The sequence below is a fragment of the Pseudomonas sp. TH07 genome (genome assembly GCF_016651285.1).
Lineage (GTDB): Bacteria > Pseudomonadota > Gammaproteobacteria > Pseudomonadales > Pseudomonadaceae > Aquipseudomonas.
In genome coordinates, this window is the sequence record NZ_JAEKED010000001.1 from 1443049 (window position 1) to 1459770 (window position 16722).

14 protein-coding genes and 1 pseudogene are annotated in these 16722 nt (G+C 61.8%); 3 read left to right on the forward strand and 12 right to left on the reverse strand.

The features are described from left to right. Positions 1-92 precede the first annotated feature (92 nt). Positions 93-1433 (forward strand): hemolysin family protein, encoded by a 1341-nt coding sequence (locus JFU57_RS06885; protein WP_020298275.1) that lies wholly within the window; start codon positions 93-95, stop codon positions 1431-1433. Between the two features lie 443 nt (positions 1434-1876). Here the strand turns inward: JFU57_RS06885 and JFU57_RS06890 are convergent, their stop codons facing one another. The 10 genes and pseudogenes from JFU57_RS06890 to JFU57_RS06935 all read right to left on the reverse strand — a co-directional run bounded on the left by JFU57_RS06890 (position 1877) and on the right by JFU57_RS06935 (position 13662). Continuing rightward, complete coding sequence (locus tag JFU57_RS06890) at positions 1877-2773, reverse strand: peptidoglycan DD-metalloendopeptidase family protein (protein ID WP_078470417.1); 897 nt, start codon at positions 2771-2773, stop codon at positions 1877-1879. 61 nt (positions 2774-2834) lie between these two features. Beyond that, positions 2835-3149: a helix-turn-helix domain-containing protein gene (locus tag JFU57_RS06895; protein WP_201128615.1), complete on the reverse strand. Its 315-nt coding sequence runs from the start codon at positions 3147-3149 to the stop codon at positions 2835-2837. Between the two features lie 7 nt (positions 3150-3156). Then, positions 3157-3477, reverse strand: a pseudogene (locus tag JFU57_RS06900) (type II toxin-antitoxin system RelE/ParE family toxin); the annotation flags it as partial. Between the two features lie 579 nt (positions 3478-4056). Then, positions 4057-5016 carry a response regulator gene (locus JFU57_RS06905; RefSeq protein WP_078470416.1) on the reverse strand — a complete coding sequence of 320 codons (960 nt, stop codon included), beginning with the start codon at positions 5014-5016 and terminating at the stop codon, positions 4057-4059. 166 nt (positions 5017-5182) lie between these two features. Continuing rightward, positions 5183-5944: a phosphate signaling complex protein PhoU gene (gene phoU, locus JFU57_RS06910; protein WP_020298271.1), complete on the reverse strand. Its 762-nt coding sequence runs from the start codon at positions 5942-5944 to the stop codon at positions 5183-5185. Between the two features lie 113 nt (positions 5945-6057). Then, a complete protein-coding gene (pstB, locus tag JFU57_RS06915) occupies positions 6058-6891 on the reverse strand; it encodes a phosphate ABC transporter ATP-binding protein PstB (protein WP_020298270.1) in 834 nt (277 codons plus the stop codon). 102 nt (positions 6892-6993) lie between these two features. Further along, entirely contained in the window at positions 6994-8664 is a 1671-nt protein-coding gene (gene pstA / locus JFU57_RS06920; RefSeq protein WP_078470415.1) for a phosphate ABC transporter permease PstA, read from the reverse strand. 15 nt (positions 8665-8679) lie between these two features. Beyond that, a complete protein-coding gene (locus JFU57_RS06925) occupies positions 8680-10965 on the reverse strand; it encodes an ABC transporter permease subunit (RefSeq protein ID WP_201128616.1) in 2286 nt (761 codons plus the stop codon). Positions 10966-11135: 170 nt separating this feature from the next. Beyond that, positions 11136-12134, reverse strand: a complete 999-nt coding sequence (locus JFU57_RS06930) for a phosphate ABC transporter substrate-binding protein PstS (protein WP_078470413.1) — start codon at positions 12132-12134, stop codon at positions 11136-11138. A 229-nt stretch (positions 12135-12363) separates the two neighbouring features. Beyond that, positions 12364-13662, reverse strand: coding sequence for an MFS transporter (locus JFU57_RS06935; RefSeq protein WP_207202163.1), 1299 nt, complete (start codon positions 13660-13662; stop codon positions 12364-12366). Between the two features lie 708 nt (positions 13663-14370). Between JFU57_RS06935 and JFU57_RS06940 the strand changes: the two genes are divergently transcribed. Together JFU57_RS06940 and JFU57_RS06945 are read left to right on the forward strand one after the other, a co-directional pair. After that, positions 14371-14775, forward strand: coding sequence for an acyl-CoA thioesterase (locus JFU57_RS06940; protein ID WP_003229628.1), 405 nt, complete (start codon positions 14371-14373; stop codon positions 14773-14775). Positions 14776-14844: 69 nt separating this feature from the next. After that, on the forward strand, positions 14845-15744 hold the full coding sequence (locus JFU57_RS06945) for a D-hexose-6-phosphate mutarotase (protein WP_201128617.1): 900 nt from the start codon (positions 14845-14847) through the stop codon (positions 15742-15744). A gap of 64 nt (positions 15745-15808) precedes the next feature. On the opposite strand, the gene JFU57_RS06950 is transcribed toward JFU57_RS06945, so the two are convergent. Together JFU57_RS06950 and JFU57_RS06955 are read right to left on the reverse strand one after the other, a co-directional pair. Further along, positions 15809-16345, reverse strand: a complete 537-nt coding sequence (locus JFU57_RS06950) for a DUF3299 domain-containing protein (protein ID WP_078470410.1) — start codon at positions 16343-16345, stop codon at positions 15809-15811. An 86-nt stretch (positions 16346-16431) separates the two neighbouring features. After that, a complete protein-coding gene (locus JFU57_RS06955; RefSeq protein WP_003229635.1) occupies positions 16432-16677 on the reverse strand; it encodes a GlsB/YeaQ/YmgE family stress response membrane protein in 246 nt (81 codons plus the stop codon). Between the last annotated feature and the right edge of the window lie 45 nt (positions 16678-16722).

A 16722-nucleotide genomic window follows, 5' to 3' on the forward strand; every position in this document is an offset into this window, starting at 1 on the left:
CTGTCAGCCGCTACATTGGCGCACTTGTGCCTGCCTTTCAGGCACCGCATTTCCTTCTTTTTTCGCCTACACGGAACCCGCAAAACTCCATCATGGACCCATCCCCTGGTTTTACCCTCGCGACACTCTTCGCCGACTTCGGCATGATTCTTTTTGCTCTGATCCTGGTTCTGCTCAACGGCTTCTTCGTTGCCGCCGAGTTCGCCATGGTCAAATTGCGCTCCACCCGGGTCGAGGCCATCGCCCACAAGAACGGTTGGCGCGGACAGATCCTGCGCACCGTACACAGCCAGCTCGACGCCTATCTGTCGGCCTGCCAACTGGGTATCACCCTGGCCTCCCTGGGCCTGGGCTGGGTCGGTGAACCGGCCTTCGCACACATTCTGGAACCACTGCTGGGCGCCATCGGCGTCGAGTCGCCGGAGATCATCAAGGGCGTGTCGTTCTTTGCCGCCTTCTTCGTGATTTCCTACCTGCACATCGTGGTCGGCGAGCTGGCGCCCAAATCCTGGGCCATTCGCAAACCCGAGCTGCTGTCGCTGTGGACGGCGGTGCCGCTGTACCTGTTCTACTGGGCCATGTACCCGGCCATCTACCTGCTCAACGCCAGCGCCAACACCATCTTGCGCATCGCCGGCCAGGGCGAGCCCGGCCCGCACCATGAACACCACTACAGCCGCGAAGAACTGAAACTGATCCTGCACTCCAGCCGTGGCCAGGACCCCAGCGACCAAGGCATGCGCGTACTGGCCTCGGCCGTGGAGATGGGCGAGCTGGAAGTGGTGGACTGGGCCAACTCCCGGGAAGACCTGATCAGCGTCGAATTCAACGCGCCGCTCAAGGAAATCCTCGCCCTGTTCCGCCGCCACAAGTTCAGCCGCTACCCGGTGTACGATAGCGACCGCAACGAGTTCGTCGGCCTGCTGCACATCAAGGATCTGCTGTTGGAATTGGCGGCCCTGGACCACATTCCCGAGTCGTTCAACCTCGCCGAACTGACCCGCCCGCTGGAGCGCGTATCGCGGCACATGCCGCTGTCGCATCTGCTGGAACAGTTCCGCAAAGGCGGCTCGCACTTCGCCCTGGTGGAAGAGGCCGACGGCAAGATCATCGGCTACCTGACCATGGAAGACGTGCTCGAAGTGCTGGTCGGCGACATCCAGGACGAACACCGCAAGGCCGAACGCGGCATCCTCGCCTACCAGCCGGGCAAGTTGCTGGTGCGCGGCGATACGCCGTTGTTCAAAGTCGAACGCCTGCTGGGCATCGACCTTGACCACATCGAGGCTGAAACCTTGGCCGGCCTGGTCTACGAAACCCTGAAACGGGTTCCGGAAGAAGAGGAAGTCATGGAAGTCGAAGGGCTGCGCATCATCATCAAAAAGATGAAAGGCCCGAAAATCATTCTGGCCAAGGTCTTGATGCTCGACTGATAGCCCCCTTGGCCCCCGCCCCTCTCCAATGGCTGCAAAACCTTCCCTGCCGATAGATTGCGGGCATAGGGTTTGCGGCCGCTGCGCGGCCGAGCGGGAGCAAGCTCCCTCGCCACGGGGGGCTTATGCCGGGCGATGAACCTCGATGCGCTGCGTGCGCTTTTGTGGCGAGCGAGCTTGCTCGCGCTGGGGCGGCCGGGGCTCCGGGGTGCAGCTGCCCCGATGGCAGCAACCTAATTCCTCCTGATAAATCGCGGGCTCAGGGTTTGCGGCCGCTGCGCGGCCGAGCGGGAGCAAGCTCCCTCGCCACAGGGGGCTTATGCCGGGCGATGAACCTCAATGAGCTGCGTGCGCTTTTGTGGCGAGCGAGCTTGCTCGCGCTGGGGCGGCCGGGGCGGACGCTCTGATGGCCGCAACCTAATTCCTCCTGATAAATTGCGGGCTCAGGGCTTGCCGAGGGCGAAGTTGGGCAGGCTGCTGACAGGCTGGTTGAACTGGTAGGGAATCGACACCAGCCCCAAGCCGGTGTTGCGCTGCACCACGAAGTGCAGGTGCGGGCCCGTGCTATTGCCGGTATTGCCCGATAGCCCGAGGGGGCTGCCCACGGCCACCCGCTGCCCTTCACGCACCCTCAGTGAACCACGCTGCAAGTGCAGGTACACGCCCATGGTGCCGTCATCGTGCAGCACCCGGACAAAATTGCCGGCCGGGTTGTTGCCGCGCCCGGTCTGGCTGTTCTCGGTCTTCACCACTACCCCGCCACGGGCGGCAATGATCGGCGTGCCCTCGGGCATGGCGATGTCCATGGCGTAGCGGCTTTTCGGACCGAAGTGGCTGTATTGTCCATCCGCACCCTGAGTCAGGCGAAACGGCCCTCCACGCCATGGCAGCGGATAGCGATAGGTCTGAGCCGCGCCTGAAGGGTCGCCCAGGGAATAACGGAACCTTGGGGTATACACCAGCGGCTGATCGAGCCGGCTCGCCGTGAGCAGCGCCAGGCGCGTCCTGCTGCGCGCCGGCAGTACCCGCCGAATCGGTGCTTTCGGTGCCGCGCTGACATTGCTCAAGCCGCCAAAGCTCAGCTCGACCTCGACCGGCGCATACAGCTCGTTGCGCACAAACACACTGTCGACGCCCTTTTGCCGCTGAATATCCAGGTGCACCTGCCGCTCCAGGTGTTCGACCATGCGATCCCGGAACACGAATACCTGGGCACCCGGCGTCGCTCGATCGCTGTACGAAACCACTCCGTTGGCGTCGGTGGACTTGTAGATGGTCATGGCGACTGCCGAGGAGGCAGACAGCCACAGGCCACAAAAAAACAGCAGGCGCACGAGCATGGGCAACTATCTTGAAAAATCCAGCCGCGAGACTAACAGCAGCACATGGAGCTTGTGTGAATCAGACCGGAATCAGCGGCCCGGTGGGAGCGACGCCGACACTGATATCGACCTCCAGTTGCGCGGCGTCGGACAGGTTCACCAGCGCGTCGAGGGAGAATTTGTTGATCTTGCCGCTGAGCACGTCGTTGAGCCGTGGCTGAGTGATGTTGAGCCGTTGGGCCGCTGCCTTTTGCGAAAGCCCCCAGGTCTTGATGGTCTTGCTCAGTTCCATCATCACCTTGGAGCGCAGGCGCATATTGGCCGTCTCCTGGGGCGAATCCTCCAGGGCATCCCAGACACTGTCGAAGCGTTGAATGTGTTGATGTTCGTTCATGGTGTGAACCTATCTCCTGCAATCTGGCACGAGCCAGCTCGATATCCCGCGTTTCGGTACGGCGCGTGGTCTTGCGCATGGCATGCAGCACATAAATCGCCGACAGCCGGACCACCACATAAAACACCCGAAACGCGCCTGATTCCTCGTTGATCCTGATCTCGAATACCCCAGGCCCCACGCTCTTCATCGATCGGCAGTCATAGGGCTGCTCGCCCTGCTGCAACAGATCCAGCTGATAACCCGCGGCCCGCCGCGCCTCCAATGGAAACGCCTTGAGATCCCTGAGCGCGCTCCCGACAAACACCACATCCTTGTGCCTTGGCATCGAACCTCTCCCGTGACTGAATGCCGAGAGATTAAACAACCCGCCCGCTACAGAACGCGCCTGGGTTGTTTCAAGGCATGGCCAAGAGCGAGAAAGACAAAAACACACCCCACAAACTATATCTAAACAGATATAAATCAACCTGAAAAAACAGAAACCAGACGCACGGTATCGAACCACCGTCGCCGAGTTCCAAGCCTTGCACTGCAAGGCCTGCAACCCAGCGCAGCACTCTTCAGGCACTACCCACGACCTTTGAGAAAGACGCCTCAGGTCAGGGTCATTCGGATGAAACGCCGGGGACAGGAAAGTGTTTGCAGCAGGTTTCCGGCCGCATTCAGGCGCGGCGGTCGAGATCGATCAACGACCAGGCGGGGGAATTCAGGAGAGGGGAAATCAAATCTTTATGCGCAGCAGCGGCTGACTGCAACCGCTGCTTCCAGACTGCGCCGGGCCAATGGAACGACGGCGTGCATCGCAAGTAGCAAGGCGCCTGGCAGGGCCAGCGTCTGAACGCGGCCCCGAGCCCACGGCAGTGACTACCGGATGCCAGCCAGATCCTCGCTCAGGCCGACAGCCTCAAGCCCCCGGCACGAAGTGCTTCTGCGCCGTCCCGCGGGCAATCAGCCGCGAAATGTAATCCAGCTTCTGCGCATCCTGATCCACAAAGCGGAAGGTCAGTTGCAGCCATTCGCTGTCCGGCTTCGGCTCGTAGGCCACCACCGCATGCAGGTACCCGTTGAGCCGCGCCACTTCCGCGTTGTCGCCCTGCTCCAGGTCCAGCACCGCGCTGTCCAGCACCTGAGGCAGTGTCTCGGTACGCTTCACCACCAACAGCGCTTCCTTGATGCTCAAGGCCTTGATCACGCATTGCTGGGTGCCGCTGGGCAGGCGCAACTGACCCTGGCCACGGCCGCCGGAGGCCGCTGCCGCCGGGGTGGGTGCCTTGACCGGCGGGCTGTTGAGCAGGCCACGGGACGGCGCCGCTGCGGCTGCGGCAGGTGCAACCACGGCCGGTTTGGCGAAGGGATTGACTGGGGCCGATGCCGCACCGCCACCCAGGACTTCAGCCTTGCCGCCGGTCAGGGCGCTCAGGGAGTCGTTGCCGAATGCCGAGTTCATCTTGGTCGGCGCGCTGTTCATCAAGGTGTCGAGCTTGCCGACCTTGTTCAGCGCCTGCTTGACCTTGGTCAGCAGCTGTTCGTTGGTAAAGGGTTTGCTGACGTAGCCGGAAACCCCGGCCTGGATCGCCTGGACCACGTTTTCCTTGTCGCCACGGCTGGTCACCATGACGAACGGCATGCTTTTCAGGGCCTCTTGCCCACGGCACCAGGTCAGCAGTTCGAGGCCGGACATTTCCGGCATCTCCCAGTCGCACAGGACCAGGTCGAACGCTTCGCGGGCCAGGATGGCCTGGGCCTTCTTGCCGTTGACCGCGTCTTCGATCTTGATGCCCGGGAAGTAGTTGCGCAGGCACTTCTTCACCAGGTCACGAATGAACGAAGCGTCGTCCACCACCAACACACTTACCTTACTCATCGACCGCCCCTTTAAAAATCCCGGCAAGCATAACGCTTGGCTGATGGCACTTTGCCAAAAACTTTCAGTCACGCCGGGACTTTTCGTTCGCGGGTGCTGCTGTCAGATTCAAAAAACCCAAACAAAAACGCCCGGCCAAAAGACCGGGCGCTTTTCTCGGGCAATCTTACTTATCGTCAGCTTCGTCCGGAACATTAGCGGTTTCGGCACTGGTGCCTTCAACTTCCTGCTTCATGCGCTTGAGGCCCAAATGGCGCACGTCGGTCCCGCGCACCAGGTAAATCACCAGCTCGGAAATATTGCGCGCGTGGTCGCCGATACGCTCCAGGGAACGCAGGACCCAGATGATGCTCAAGACTCGCGAGATAGAGCGCGGGTCTTCCATCATGTAGGTGGCCAGCTCACGCAGCGCGGTCTTGTATTCGCGGTCGATGATCTTGTCGTACTGGGCCACCGACAACGCCAGGTCGGCGTCGAAACGGGCAAAGGCGTCCAGCGCATCGCGAACCATGTTGCGCACCTGGTCGCCAATGTGGCGGACCTCGACGTAGCCACGCGGCGCCTCGCCTTCTTCGCACAACTGGATGGCACGTCGCGCGATTTTGGTCGCTTCGTCGCCGATCCGCTCGAGATCGATCACCGACTTGGAGATGCTGATGATCAGCCGCAGGTCCGACGCGGCCGGCTGTCGACGGGCCAGGATGCGCAGGCATTCTTCGTCGATGTTGCGTTCCATCTGGTTGATCTGGTCATCGATCTCGCGCACCTGCTGAGCCAGGCCCGAATCGGCCTCGATCAGCGCAGTCACCGCGTCGTTGACTTGCTTCTCCACCAGCCCGCCCATCGCCAGGAGGTGGCTGCGCACCTCCTCAAGCTCGGCGTTGAACTGCGCGGAGATGTGGTGGGTAAGGCCTTCCTTCGAAATCATGGTTTTGCTCCGCAAAAGCTGTAAGCCACAAGCTACAAGCTGCAAGTTGATAGGTGTCGTTGCCTTGAACTGCTTTTACTTGCCGCTTGATGCTTGCGGCTTGCAGCTCATCACTAGCCGTAGCGCCCTGTAATGTAGTCTTCGGTCTGCTTTTTCGCCGGGTTGGTGAACAGGGTGTCGGTGTCGCCGAACTCCACCAGTTTGCCCATGTACATGAAGGCGGTGTAGTCGGAAACCCGCGCGGCCTGTTGCATGTTGTGGGTCACGATCACAATGGTGAACTTGGATTTCAGTTCGTAGATCAGCTCTTCGACTTTCAGGGTCGAGATTGGATCGAGGGCCGAGCACGGTTCGTCGAGCAGCAGCACTTCCGGCTCCACGGCGATGGTCCGGGCAATCACCAGACGCTGTTGCTGGCCGCCGGACAGGCCCAGGGCGGACTCGTGCAGGCGGTCCTTGACCTCATCCCACAGGGCCGCGCCCTTGAGCGCCCACTCCACGGCTTCGTCGAGGACGCGCTTTTTGTTGATGCCCTGGATGCGCAAGCCGTAGACCACGTTTTCGTAGATGGTCTTGGGAAACGGATTGGGCTTCTGGAACACCATGCCGACCCGGCGGCGCAGCTCGGCCACGTCCTCGCCCTTGCGGTAGATGTTGTTGCCATAGAGGTTGATGGCGCCTTCCACACGGCACCCGTCCACCAGGTCGTTCATGCGGTTGAAGGTGCGCAGCAGGGTCGACTTGCCGCAGCCGGACGGGCCGATAAAGGCGGTCACGCGCTGCTTGGGGATGTTCATGCTGACGTCGAACAACGCTTGTTTGTCGCCGTAGAACAGGCTCAGGCCGGGGACTTCGATGGCCACGGTTTCCTGGGCCAGGCTCAGGCTCTGCTTGTCGCGACCCAGGGCCGACATATTGATGCCGTGGGAATGGGTTTCGTGTTGCATGGTCGCACTCCGTTCGTAGCTGCAAGCTTTTAGCTGCAAGCCGCAATTTAGGGCAAAGCGGCAATCTGCATGGAGCTTGCCGCTTGTGGCTTAAAGCTTTGGTTAACTGTCCAGCGCCTTGTACTTCTCGCGCAGGTGGTTACGGATCCACACCGCCGACAGGTTGAGCGTGGCGATCACCAGCACCAGCAGCAGCGCCGTGGCGTACACCAGCGGCCGCGCGGCTTCGACGTTGGGGCTCTGGAAGCCGACGTCATAAATATGGAAGCCCAGGTGCATGATCTTCTGGTCCAGGTGCAGGTACGGGTAGTTGCCATCCAGCGGCAACGACGGTGCCAGCTTGACCACACCCACCAGCATCAGCGGCGCCACTTCACCCGCAGCGCGGGCCACGGCGAGGATCATGCCGGTCATCATCGCCGGGCTGGCCATGGGCAGCACGATCTTCCACAAGGTTTCAGCCTTGGTTGCACCCAGGGCCAACGAGCCCTCGCGTACGGTGCGGGGGATCCGCGCCAGGCCTTCTTCAGTGGCCACGATCACCACTGGCACCGCCAGCAGGGCCAGGGTCAGGGAGGCCCAGAGCAGGCCCGGGGTGCCGAAGGTCGGCGCCGGCAGGGCTTCGGGGAAGAACAGGCGGTCAACCGAACCACCAAGCACATAGACAAAGAAGCCGAGGCCGAACACGCCGTAGACGATGGCCGGGACACCGGCGAGGTTGTTCACGGCAATGCGGATGACCCGGGTCAGGGTGTTCTGCTTGGCGTATTCACGCAGGTAGACCGCGGCCAGCACACCAAACGGGGTAACGATCATGGCCATGATCAGGGTCATCATCACGGTGCCGAAAATCGCCGGGAAGATCCCGCCTTCGGTGTTGGCTTCCCGCGGGTCGTCGCTGAGGAATTCCCAGACCTTGCTGAAGTAGAAGCCGATCTTGGTCAGGGTGCCCATGGCGTTCGGCTGATAGGCGTGCACCACCTTGCCCAGGCTGATTTCCAGCTCTTTGCCGTTGGCATCGCGGGCGGTCAGGCTGTCGCGGTTGAACTGTGCGTGCAGGTCACCCAGGCGCGCCTCGATGTCCTGATAACGGGCGTTGAGTTCGGCGCGCTCGGCGTCCATGTCGGCCTGGGCGGCGGCGTCCATCTTGCCGTCCAGCTCCAGTTTGCGACCGTGCAGGCGGATGCGTTCGAGGCCGGCGTTGATCGCGCCGATGTCGGTTTTTTCCAGGCTCTTGAGTTGGGCTGCCAGCTTGTTCACCCGCTCGATCCGCGCTTGCAACTCGGGCCAGGCCGCTTCGCCCTCGGCGATCACCTTGCCGTCCTGTTTGACGTTGACCAGGTAGCCGTAGAAATTGCCCCATTCGCGGCGCTCGATGGCCATCAGCTCTGGCGGCGTGGTCTGGTTGGTCAGCCAATCGCCGACGATCCACGTGAAGTCGTTACCGTTCAAGTCACGGTTGCCGACCTTGATCAGCTCGCGGGTCATGAACTCCGGGCCCTGATCGGGCACCGGCAGGCCGGCGCTTTTCAGGCGCGCACGGGGCACTTCTTCTTTCTGCACCACTTCACCGATGACCAGGTGGTTAGCCTGGCCCGGCACATCGTAATTGGCATGGATCAGGTCCGCCGGCCAGAAATGGCCCAGCCCGCGCACCGCGATCACCGCCAGCAAACCGATGGTCATGATGACCGCGATGGACACCGCACCACCGCTGATCCAGACGCCTGGGGCGCCGCTCTTGAACCAGCCTTTTAGGGAGTTCTGTTTCACAGACTTCTACCTTTCTTAAAGCGACGAGTATTTCTTGCGCAGACGCTGACGGATCAGCTCGGCGAGGGTGTTCATGACGAAGGTGAACAACAGCAGCACCAGCGCCGAGAGGAAGAGCACGCGGTAGTGGCTGCCGCCGACTTCCGACTCGGGCATTTCCACCGCGACGTTGGCTGCGAGCGTTCGCAGGCCTTCGAACAGGTTCATTTCCATGACCGGGGTGTTGCCGGTGGCCATCAGCACGATCATGGTTTCACCGACCGCACGGCCCATGCCGATCATCAACGCCGAGAAAATGCCCGGGCTGGCGGTCAGGATCACCACGCGGGTCATGGTCTGCCACGGCGTGGCGCCCAGGGCCAGGGAGCCCAGGGTCAGGCCGCGCGGCACGCTGAACACGGCGTCTTCGGCGATGGAGTAGATGTTCGGGATCACCGCGAACCCCATGGCCAGACCGACCACCAGGGCGTTGCGCTGGTCGTAGGTGATGCCCAGGTCGTGGGAGATCCACATGCGCATGTCACCGCCGAAGAACCAGTTCTCCATGAACGGGCTCATGTACAGCGAGAGCCAGCCCACAAACAGGATCACCGGAATCAGAATCGCGCTTTCCCAGCCATCCGGCACTTTCAGGCGGATCGATTCAGGCAGGCGGTTGAAGACAAAACCGGCCACCAGGATGCCAATCGGCAGCAGCATCAGCAGGCTGAAGATGCCCGGCAGGTGGCCTTCGACGTAGGGCGCGAGGAACAGGCCAGCGAAGAATCCGAGAATCACCGTCGGCATCGCCTCCATCAGCTCGATCACCGGCTTGACCTTGCGGCGCAGGCTCGGGGCCATGAAGTAAGCGGTGTAGATGGCGGCGGCAACCGCCAGCGGCGCGGCCAGGAGCATGGCGTAGAACGCGGCCTTCAAGGTACCGAAGGTCAGGGGCGCAAGGCTCATCTTGGGTTCGAAATCGGTGTTGGCCGCAGTCGATTGCCAGACGTATTTAGGCTCGTCGTAGTTTTCGTACCAGACCTTGCTCCACAGCGCGCTCCAGGACACTTCCGGATGCGGGTTATCAAGCAGCAGCGGTTGCAGCTTGCCGCCGGCTTCGACGATGACCCGGTTGGCCCGTGGCGACAGGCCGAAAATGCCCTGGCCATCGACCACCTGGTCCACCAGCAGGGTGCGGTGCGCGGTGCTGTGGAACACGCCGAGCTTGCCCGAGGCATCCAGGGCCACGAAGCCTTTGCGGCGTTCTTCAGCGGTGATTTCAACGATCGGCGCAGTGCCCATCTCGAAGGTGCGGATCTGCTTCAGGCGCAGCTCGCCGTCGGGGTCGCGGGCCATGAACCACTGGGCCAGGCCGCCTTTGGAGGTCCCGATAATCAGCGAGATGCCGCCCACCAGCTGGGTGCTGGCAGTCACTTCGGCGGTGCCGTCTTCCAGCAGTTTGTAGCGGCCGTTGAGGCTCTTGTCGCGCAGGCTGAAGACATCGGCCTGGGCGCGACCATTGATCACATACAGCCACTGCTGACGCGGGTCGATGTACATCGCCTTGACCGCCTCGGTCATCTGCGGCAGCTCGATGCGCTTCTGCTCGCTGGTGACTTCCCCGGTCATCATGTTTTCTTCGCGGGTCAGTTGCAGCACATGCAGCTGCGAACCGCTGGAGCCGGCAACGACCAACGCCGAATCAGTGGCATTGAGGTTGACGTGATCCAGCGCCCCGCCCCGCTCGTTGAGCACGATCGGGGTTTCACCGTAGGGGAACTCGACAGCCGGCGAGATGGTTTTCTTGCCGTCCGGGTAGGTGACCTTATAGGTATGGCGGAACACCAGCGCCTGGCCATTGGACAGGCCGACCACCACCAGCGGGCTGCCGGGCTGGTCCTTGCCGATGGAGCTCACGTTGACGCCGGCCGGGATCGGCAGATCGACTCGGCGCAGTTCGGCACCGCTGTCGATGTCGAAGAACAGCGCCTGGCCCTTGTCGGAAACCCGCATGCCGACCTGGTTCTGCTCTTCCAGGGCGAACAGCAGCGGCTTGCCGGCATCCTGCATCCAGGCTGGAGCCAGGGGCTCCTTGGCGGTCAGGTCGGCGCCCTGGAACAGCGGCATCACCACGTAAGCCAGGAAGAAGAAGATCAGGGTAATCGCCCCCAGCACAGCCAGGCCGCCAATAAGGACGTACCAGCGGGTCAGGCGGTCTTTGAGCGCGCGGATGCGGCGCTTGCGTTGCAACTCAGGCGTATTGAAGTCAATGCGCTTGGGGGGAGAAGTCGTAGTCATGGGGGAATTGGCCAGATCATTCATGCGCACACCCTAGCGATCCTGTATGACAGAAAGATGACAATGCAGTGACGCAACAAATCCGCCGCCGAGCAGGGCTGGCAGCAGACAAAAAATTGGGGGGTGCAGGAGCCGCTTTCCGGGAGGGCCAGACGCCCTCCTTCGGCTCCTGCACAAGGCCTGGGCCTTGGGTGTTACTTCTTGGCGACCGAGCCGCCTTCCTGCAGACCCAGGTCAGCCAGGGCCTTGGCGGCTACTTTGGCTGGCAGTGGGATGTAACCGTCTTTCACGACCACTTCCTGACCCTGTTTGGACAGGACCAGTTTCACGAACTCGGCTTCCAGCGGGGCCAGAGGCTTGTTCGGGGCCTTGTTGACGTAGACGTAGAGGAAGCGCGACAGCGGGTACTTGCCGTTCAGGGCGTTTTCTTCGGTGTCTTCGATGAAGTCGGTGCTGCCTTTCTTGGCCAGGGCCACGGTCTTCACGCTGGCGGTCTTGTAGCCGATGCCCGAGTAGCCGATGCCGTTCAGCGAAGAGCTGATGGACTGCACGACCGAAGCCGAGCCTGGTTGTTCGTTGACGTTAGGCTTGTAGTCGCCTTTGCACAGGGCTTCTTCCTTGAAGTAGCCGTAGGTGCCGGAAACCGAGTTGCGGCCGAACAGTTGCACTGGCTTGTTGGCCAGGTCGCCTTTCACGCCCAGGTCACCCCAGGTCTTGACGTCTTCCTTGGCACCGCACAGGCGAGTCGAGGAGAAAATCGCGTCAACCTGTTCCATGGTCAGGTGCTGGATCGGGTTGTCCTTGTGCACGAACACGGCCAGGGCATCCACGGCAACCGGGATGGCGGTTGGCTTGTAGCCGTACTTCTGCTCGAAGGCAGCCAGTTCGGTGTCCTTCATCTTGCGGCTCATCGGGCCCAGGTTGGAGGTGCCTTCAGTCAGCGCAGGAGGCGCAGTGGCGGAGCCGGCGGCTTGAATCTGGATGTTGACGTTCGGGTATTCTTTTTTGTAGTTCTCGGCCCACAGGGTCATCAGGTTCGCCAAAGTATCGGAACCGACGCTGGACAGGTTGCCCGACACACCAGTGGTCTTGGTGTAGCTCGGGATAGCAGGGTCAACAGCGGCAACCGCGTGGGCAGTGGCAACGCCAGCAGCGACAAAAGTCATTGCCGCCATCAAACGCTTCAGTTTCATGCCTTACTCCTAGCAGATAGGGGGTGTTAAGTCGGGGCCAAGTATCTGTAGGCCGTGTGAACACTCTATGACTGGAATATGACAATTAGATGAAAGGCCAGCATTCCGGAGAGGAAGGCTGGCCTTTGTTTGTGCGGGGTGAAAACGTGAAATGGCTAACGGCATGCCGGCCGTGAGCGACACGGCCGGCGCCAGGTGGGGCGCAACGAACCCCGCCGGGAAGACGCCATCAGCGGCCTTTTTTCCACAGGTACAGGCCCACCACCATCCCCAGGCTGCAAAGAATTGCAACATAGTAGGCCGGGCCCATCGGGCTGTTCTTGAGCAACCAGGTCACCGCCATCGGCGTCAGGCCACCGAAGATCGCGTAGGCCAGGTTGTAGGAAAACGACAAGCCGCTGAAACGCACCACGGCCGGGAACGCCTTGACCATCACATACGGCACCGCGCCGATGGTGCCGACAAACAGGCCGGTCAACGCGTACAGCGGAAACAGCCATTGCGGGTGGTCCATCAGGCTGTGATAGAAGGTCCAGGAACTGACCAACAACAAGCCGCTGCCCACCACGAATACCCGCCCGGCACCGAAACGATCGGCCAGGGCACCCGAGGCGATGCAGCCCAGGCTCAGGAACACGATGGCCAGACTGTTGGCCTGAAGCGCAGTGGTCGGCGAGAAGTGATAGATGGTCTGCAGGAAGGTCGGGGTCATCAGGATCACCACGATGATCCCGGCCGAGAGCAGCCAGGTCAGCAGCATGGAGACCAGGATCGCCCCACGGTGATCACGCAATACCGCGCGCAGCGGCACTTCCGCCGCCAGCGCCTTGCGCTCCTGCAGCTCGGCGAACACCGGCGTCTCGTGCAACCAACGGCGCAGGTACACCGAGAACAAACCGAAAACCCCACCCAGCAGGAACGGAATCCGCCAGGCGTAATCGGCCACTTCGACCGGGGTGTAGATACTGTTGATTGCGGTGGCGACCAGCGAGCCCAGCAGGATACCGGCCGTCAGGCCCGAGGTCAGGGTGCCGCAGGCATAACCCATGTGCCGCTGGGGCACATGCTCGGAAACGAACACCCAGGCGCCCGGCACTTCACCGCCGATGGCCGCGCCCTGGATCACGCGCATCACCAGCAACAGGATCGGTGCCCACATGCCGATCTGCGCGTAGGTCGGCAGCAGGCCCATGATCAGGGTCGGCACGGCCATCATGAAAATGCTCAGGGTGAACATCTTCTTGCGCCCCAGCAGGTCGCCGAAGTGCGCCATCACGATTCCGCCCAGGGGCCGCGCCAGGTAACCGGCGGCAAAAATGCCGAAGGTCTGCATCAGGCGCAGCCATTCAGGCATGTCGGGCGGGAAGAACAACTTGCCCACCACCGTGGCGAAGAACACGAAAATGATGAAATCGTAGAACTCCAGCGCGCCGCCCAAAGCGGACAGCGACAGGGTCTTGTAGTCGTTGCGGGTCAACGGGCGGGCGGGTTGCGCTGGCTGCGCAATGCTCGAGGGCACAGTGGTCATGGCAAGGGCTTCTCTTATAGGCGGTTCTGAAGCCTCAACAGCGCTGGTTGGGGCCTGGCAGGTGGGGCACGATAGCAAATTGTTCGAAAATGCACATTCTGAACGCCACATCCGGCGCTTGAGGGTGCCCTGCGGACAACGCGTCGCGCCTGGCCAGAATTCCTCATGATGTTATTAGGGTCGTTTTACGCTGGTGACAGGCCGCGACGGTGGCCCTTCGGGTTGCGTGCCAAACGGCGCGGCTCGTCACCAAACGTCAATCGACCCCAGTATCGGGAACCACAGGAAAGCCACGAAATACTGGGGTTGCCGGGTGAACAGGCACAATGGCCAAAACCCTCAATCTGGATGACTGGTTTGACCAAGATTCAGGCTCTTGAGCCTGCCTGCCAGGGCGTGATCAAAAAACTTTCAGGAAGATGCCGCCATTGGGCGGCAAAATGAGAACCTGACGGTCGTCGCGGAGTCTATCGACCGATATACTCGCGGACCTCGGAGCCAAAACCCGCTCCTGGCAAGGGTTGCTGTGCGAAAACGTCGTTGGCCCTTCAAGCGGCAGCAGAATCAGCCGATTTCGCAGAGTATCCCTTTAGCACGCCTTACGAAGAACGTGACGAACGTAGTATGTTCGGGCTGAATCGTTTTTCCTCAAGACGGCTATTCACCTGCAGCAAACACGAAGAGTCATGGGTCAGAGGCACCCCCGAGATGATAGAACTCGAACAAGAAGATCCGATCCCGCAAGGCGACCTGGCCCTGCAAATCACCGCACTCCCCCGCGAAACCAACGGCTTTGGCGATATTTTCGGCGGCTGGCTGGTGGCGCAGATGGACCTCGCCGGCACGGCCATGGCCAGCCGCGTAGCCGGTGGACGGGTGGCGACGGTGGCCATTGATCGCATGGCGTTCCTGGTGCCGGTCGCGGTCGGCGCGCAGTTGTCCTTCTATACCCAGACCCTGGAAATCGGCCGCAGCTCGATCCAGATGATGGTCGAAGTGTGGAGCGACGACCCGCTGTCCAGCGAATGGCGCAAGGTCACCGAGGCGGTGTTCGTATTCGTCGCCATCGACGGCAGCGGCCGCACCCGCTCGGTTCCACCCAGAGCCCGCTGATAGCCCGCCTTAAACCCGAGGGGCGTCGCGCGGTCCAAAGCAGCCCCACTCCTGAACGAGAACCGTCGCATGCCAAGCCCTCACGTCGAGACCGTCAAACTGGATGAGCTGAACTGCTGGCGCATCCGCCACGGTCAGGCCGAATTGCTGGTGGCCCAGCAAGGCGCGCACATCCTCAGCTATCAACTGGCCGGGCAACCGCCGCTGATCTGGCTCAACGACGAGGCCGTGTTCAAGGCCGGCAAAAGCATTCGTGCCGGGGTTCCGGTGTGCTGGCCGTGGTTCGGCAACCTGGCGCGCAACCCGCAAAGCGTTCAAGACATGCGCCAGAGCAACGACCCCGCACCGGCCCACGGCCTGGTACGGGCCACCGACTGGGAACTGCTGGGGATCGAAACCCAGGGCCAGAGCCTGGTGCTGGAGTTGGTGCTGCCAGTCCCCCAGGGCGGGCTGTCGGGCTGGCCGCACCAGGTCGACCTGAAGCTGTCGATTCGCCTGGACGAGCAACTGCACATCAGCTTGACCAGCCATAACCGCGGCACCGAGAGCGTCAGCATCAGCCAGGCGCTGCACAGCTACTTTGCGGTCAGCGATGTGCGCCAGGTGCATGTCGAGGGGCTGGACGGGCTGGACTACATCGAGACCCTGGATGACTGGAAGACCGTGCCCCAGGCCGGCGACCTGCACTTTACCGGCGAGACCGATCGCATCTACCTCGACACCCCGCCGCAGCTGAGCATCGTCGATCCGGCCTGGCAGCGACGCATCCAACTGACCAGCAGCGGCTCACGCTCGGCAGTGATCTGGAACCCCTGGATCGACCGCGCCGCCCAGTTCAGCGACATGGCCGCCGATGGCTGGCAGCGCATGCTGTGCATCGAAACCGCCAACGTGATGAATGACGTGGTGACCCTGGCACCCGGTGCCAGCCACACCCTGGGTGTGAGCATCAGCAGCGCTGCGCTCTGATCGAGCGGCCGTCAGCTCCCTCTTCACGTGAGGGAGCTGGCAGATAAGGTGAGCGCCCCGCAGCCTACAAATCCGATTCCTTGACCACCCGCACCTTCGCCGCATCCAGGGCATAGGCGGCGTCGGCCAGGTCGTTGTTGACCTTCTCCACCTTCAGCGTGCCGGTGACCCACAGCGGGGTGTAGATATCGTCCAGCTTCAGGCCTTTGGGAAAGCGCACCAGCACCAGTTGGTTCGGCGGCGGTGGCGGTACGTGGATACATGCACCCGGGTACGGCACCAGGAAAAACAGCGTGCTGCGCCCCTTGGCATCGGCCTCCAGCGGCACCGGGTAACCACCGATGCGGATGTCCTTGCCGTTCATCGCGGCCACGGTCTTGGTCGAATACATCACCGCCGGCAAGCCCTTGCTCTGCTTCAGGCCACCCTTGTCGGTAAAGGTGCCATTGGCTTCGGGGGAGTTGTGGTCGATTTCCGGCATCTGTTCGAGGGCTTTCTGGTCCGACTTGGGCATCAGTTCGAGCCAGTCGGTTTCCGGCAGTTCAGCAGCATTAGCCAGGCCGCTGCCCAGCAAAACAAGAGTCAATAAAAGACGGCGCATGGAGGGGCTCGATCAGGGATGGACGTTGCGTCGCCGAGCATTCTAGCCCTCCCGGCCTGCGCAGCAGAGAGGGTTTCGTCGCAGAATCAGTTCTTTTTGATCAGGCCGTAGATCACCAGCAACACGATCGCACCGACCAGTGCACCGATGAAGCCCGCACCTTGACCGGCCTGGTAGATACCCAGTGCCTGACCACCGTAGGTGGCTGCCAGCGAGCCGCCGATGCCCAGCAGGATGGTCATGATCCAGCCCATGCTGTCATCGCCAGGCTTGAGGAAGCGTGCCAGCAGGCCGACGATCAAGCCGATAAAAATGGTTCCGATAATTCCCATGGCATTTCCTCTGTGTGGGTAGGTACGCCAAAGCCTAGTCAGCGC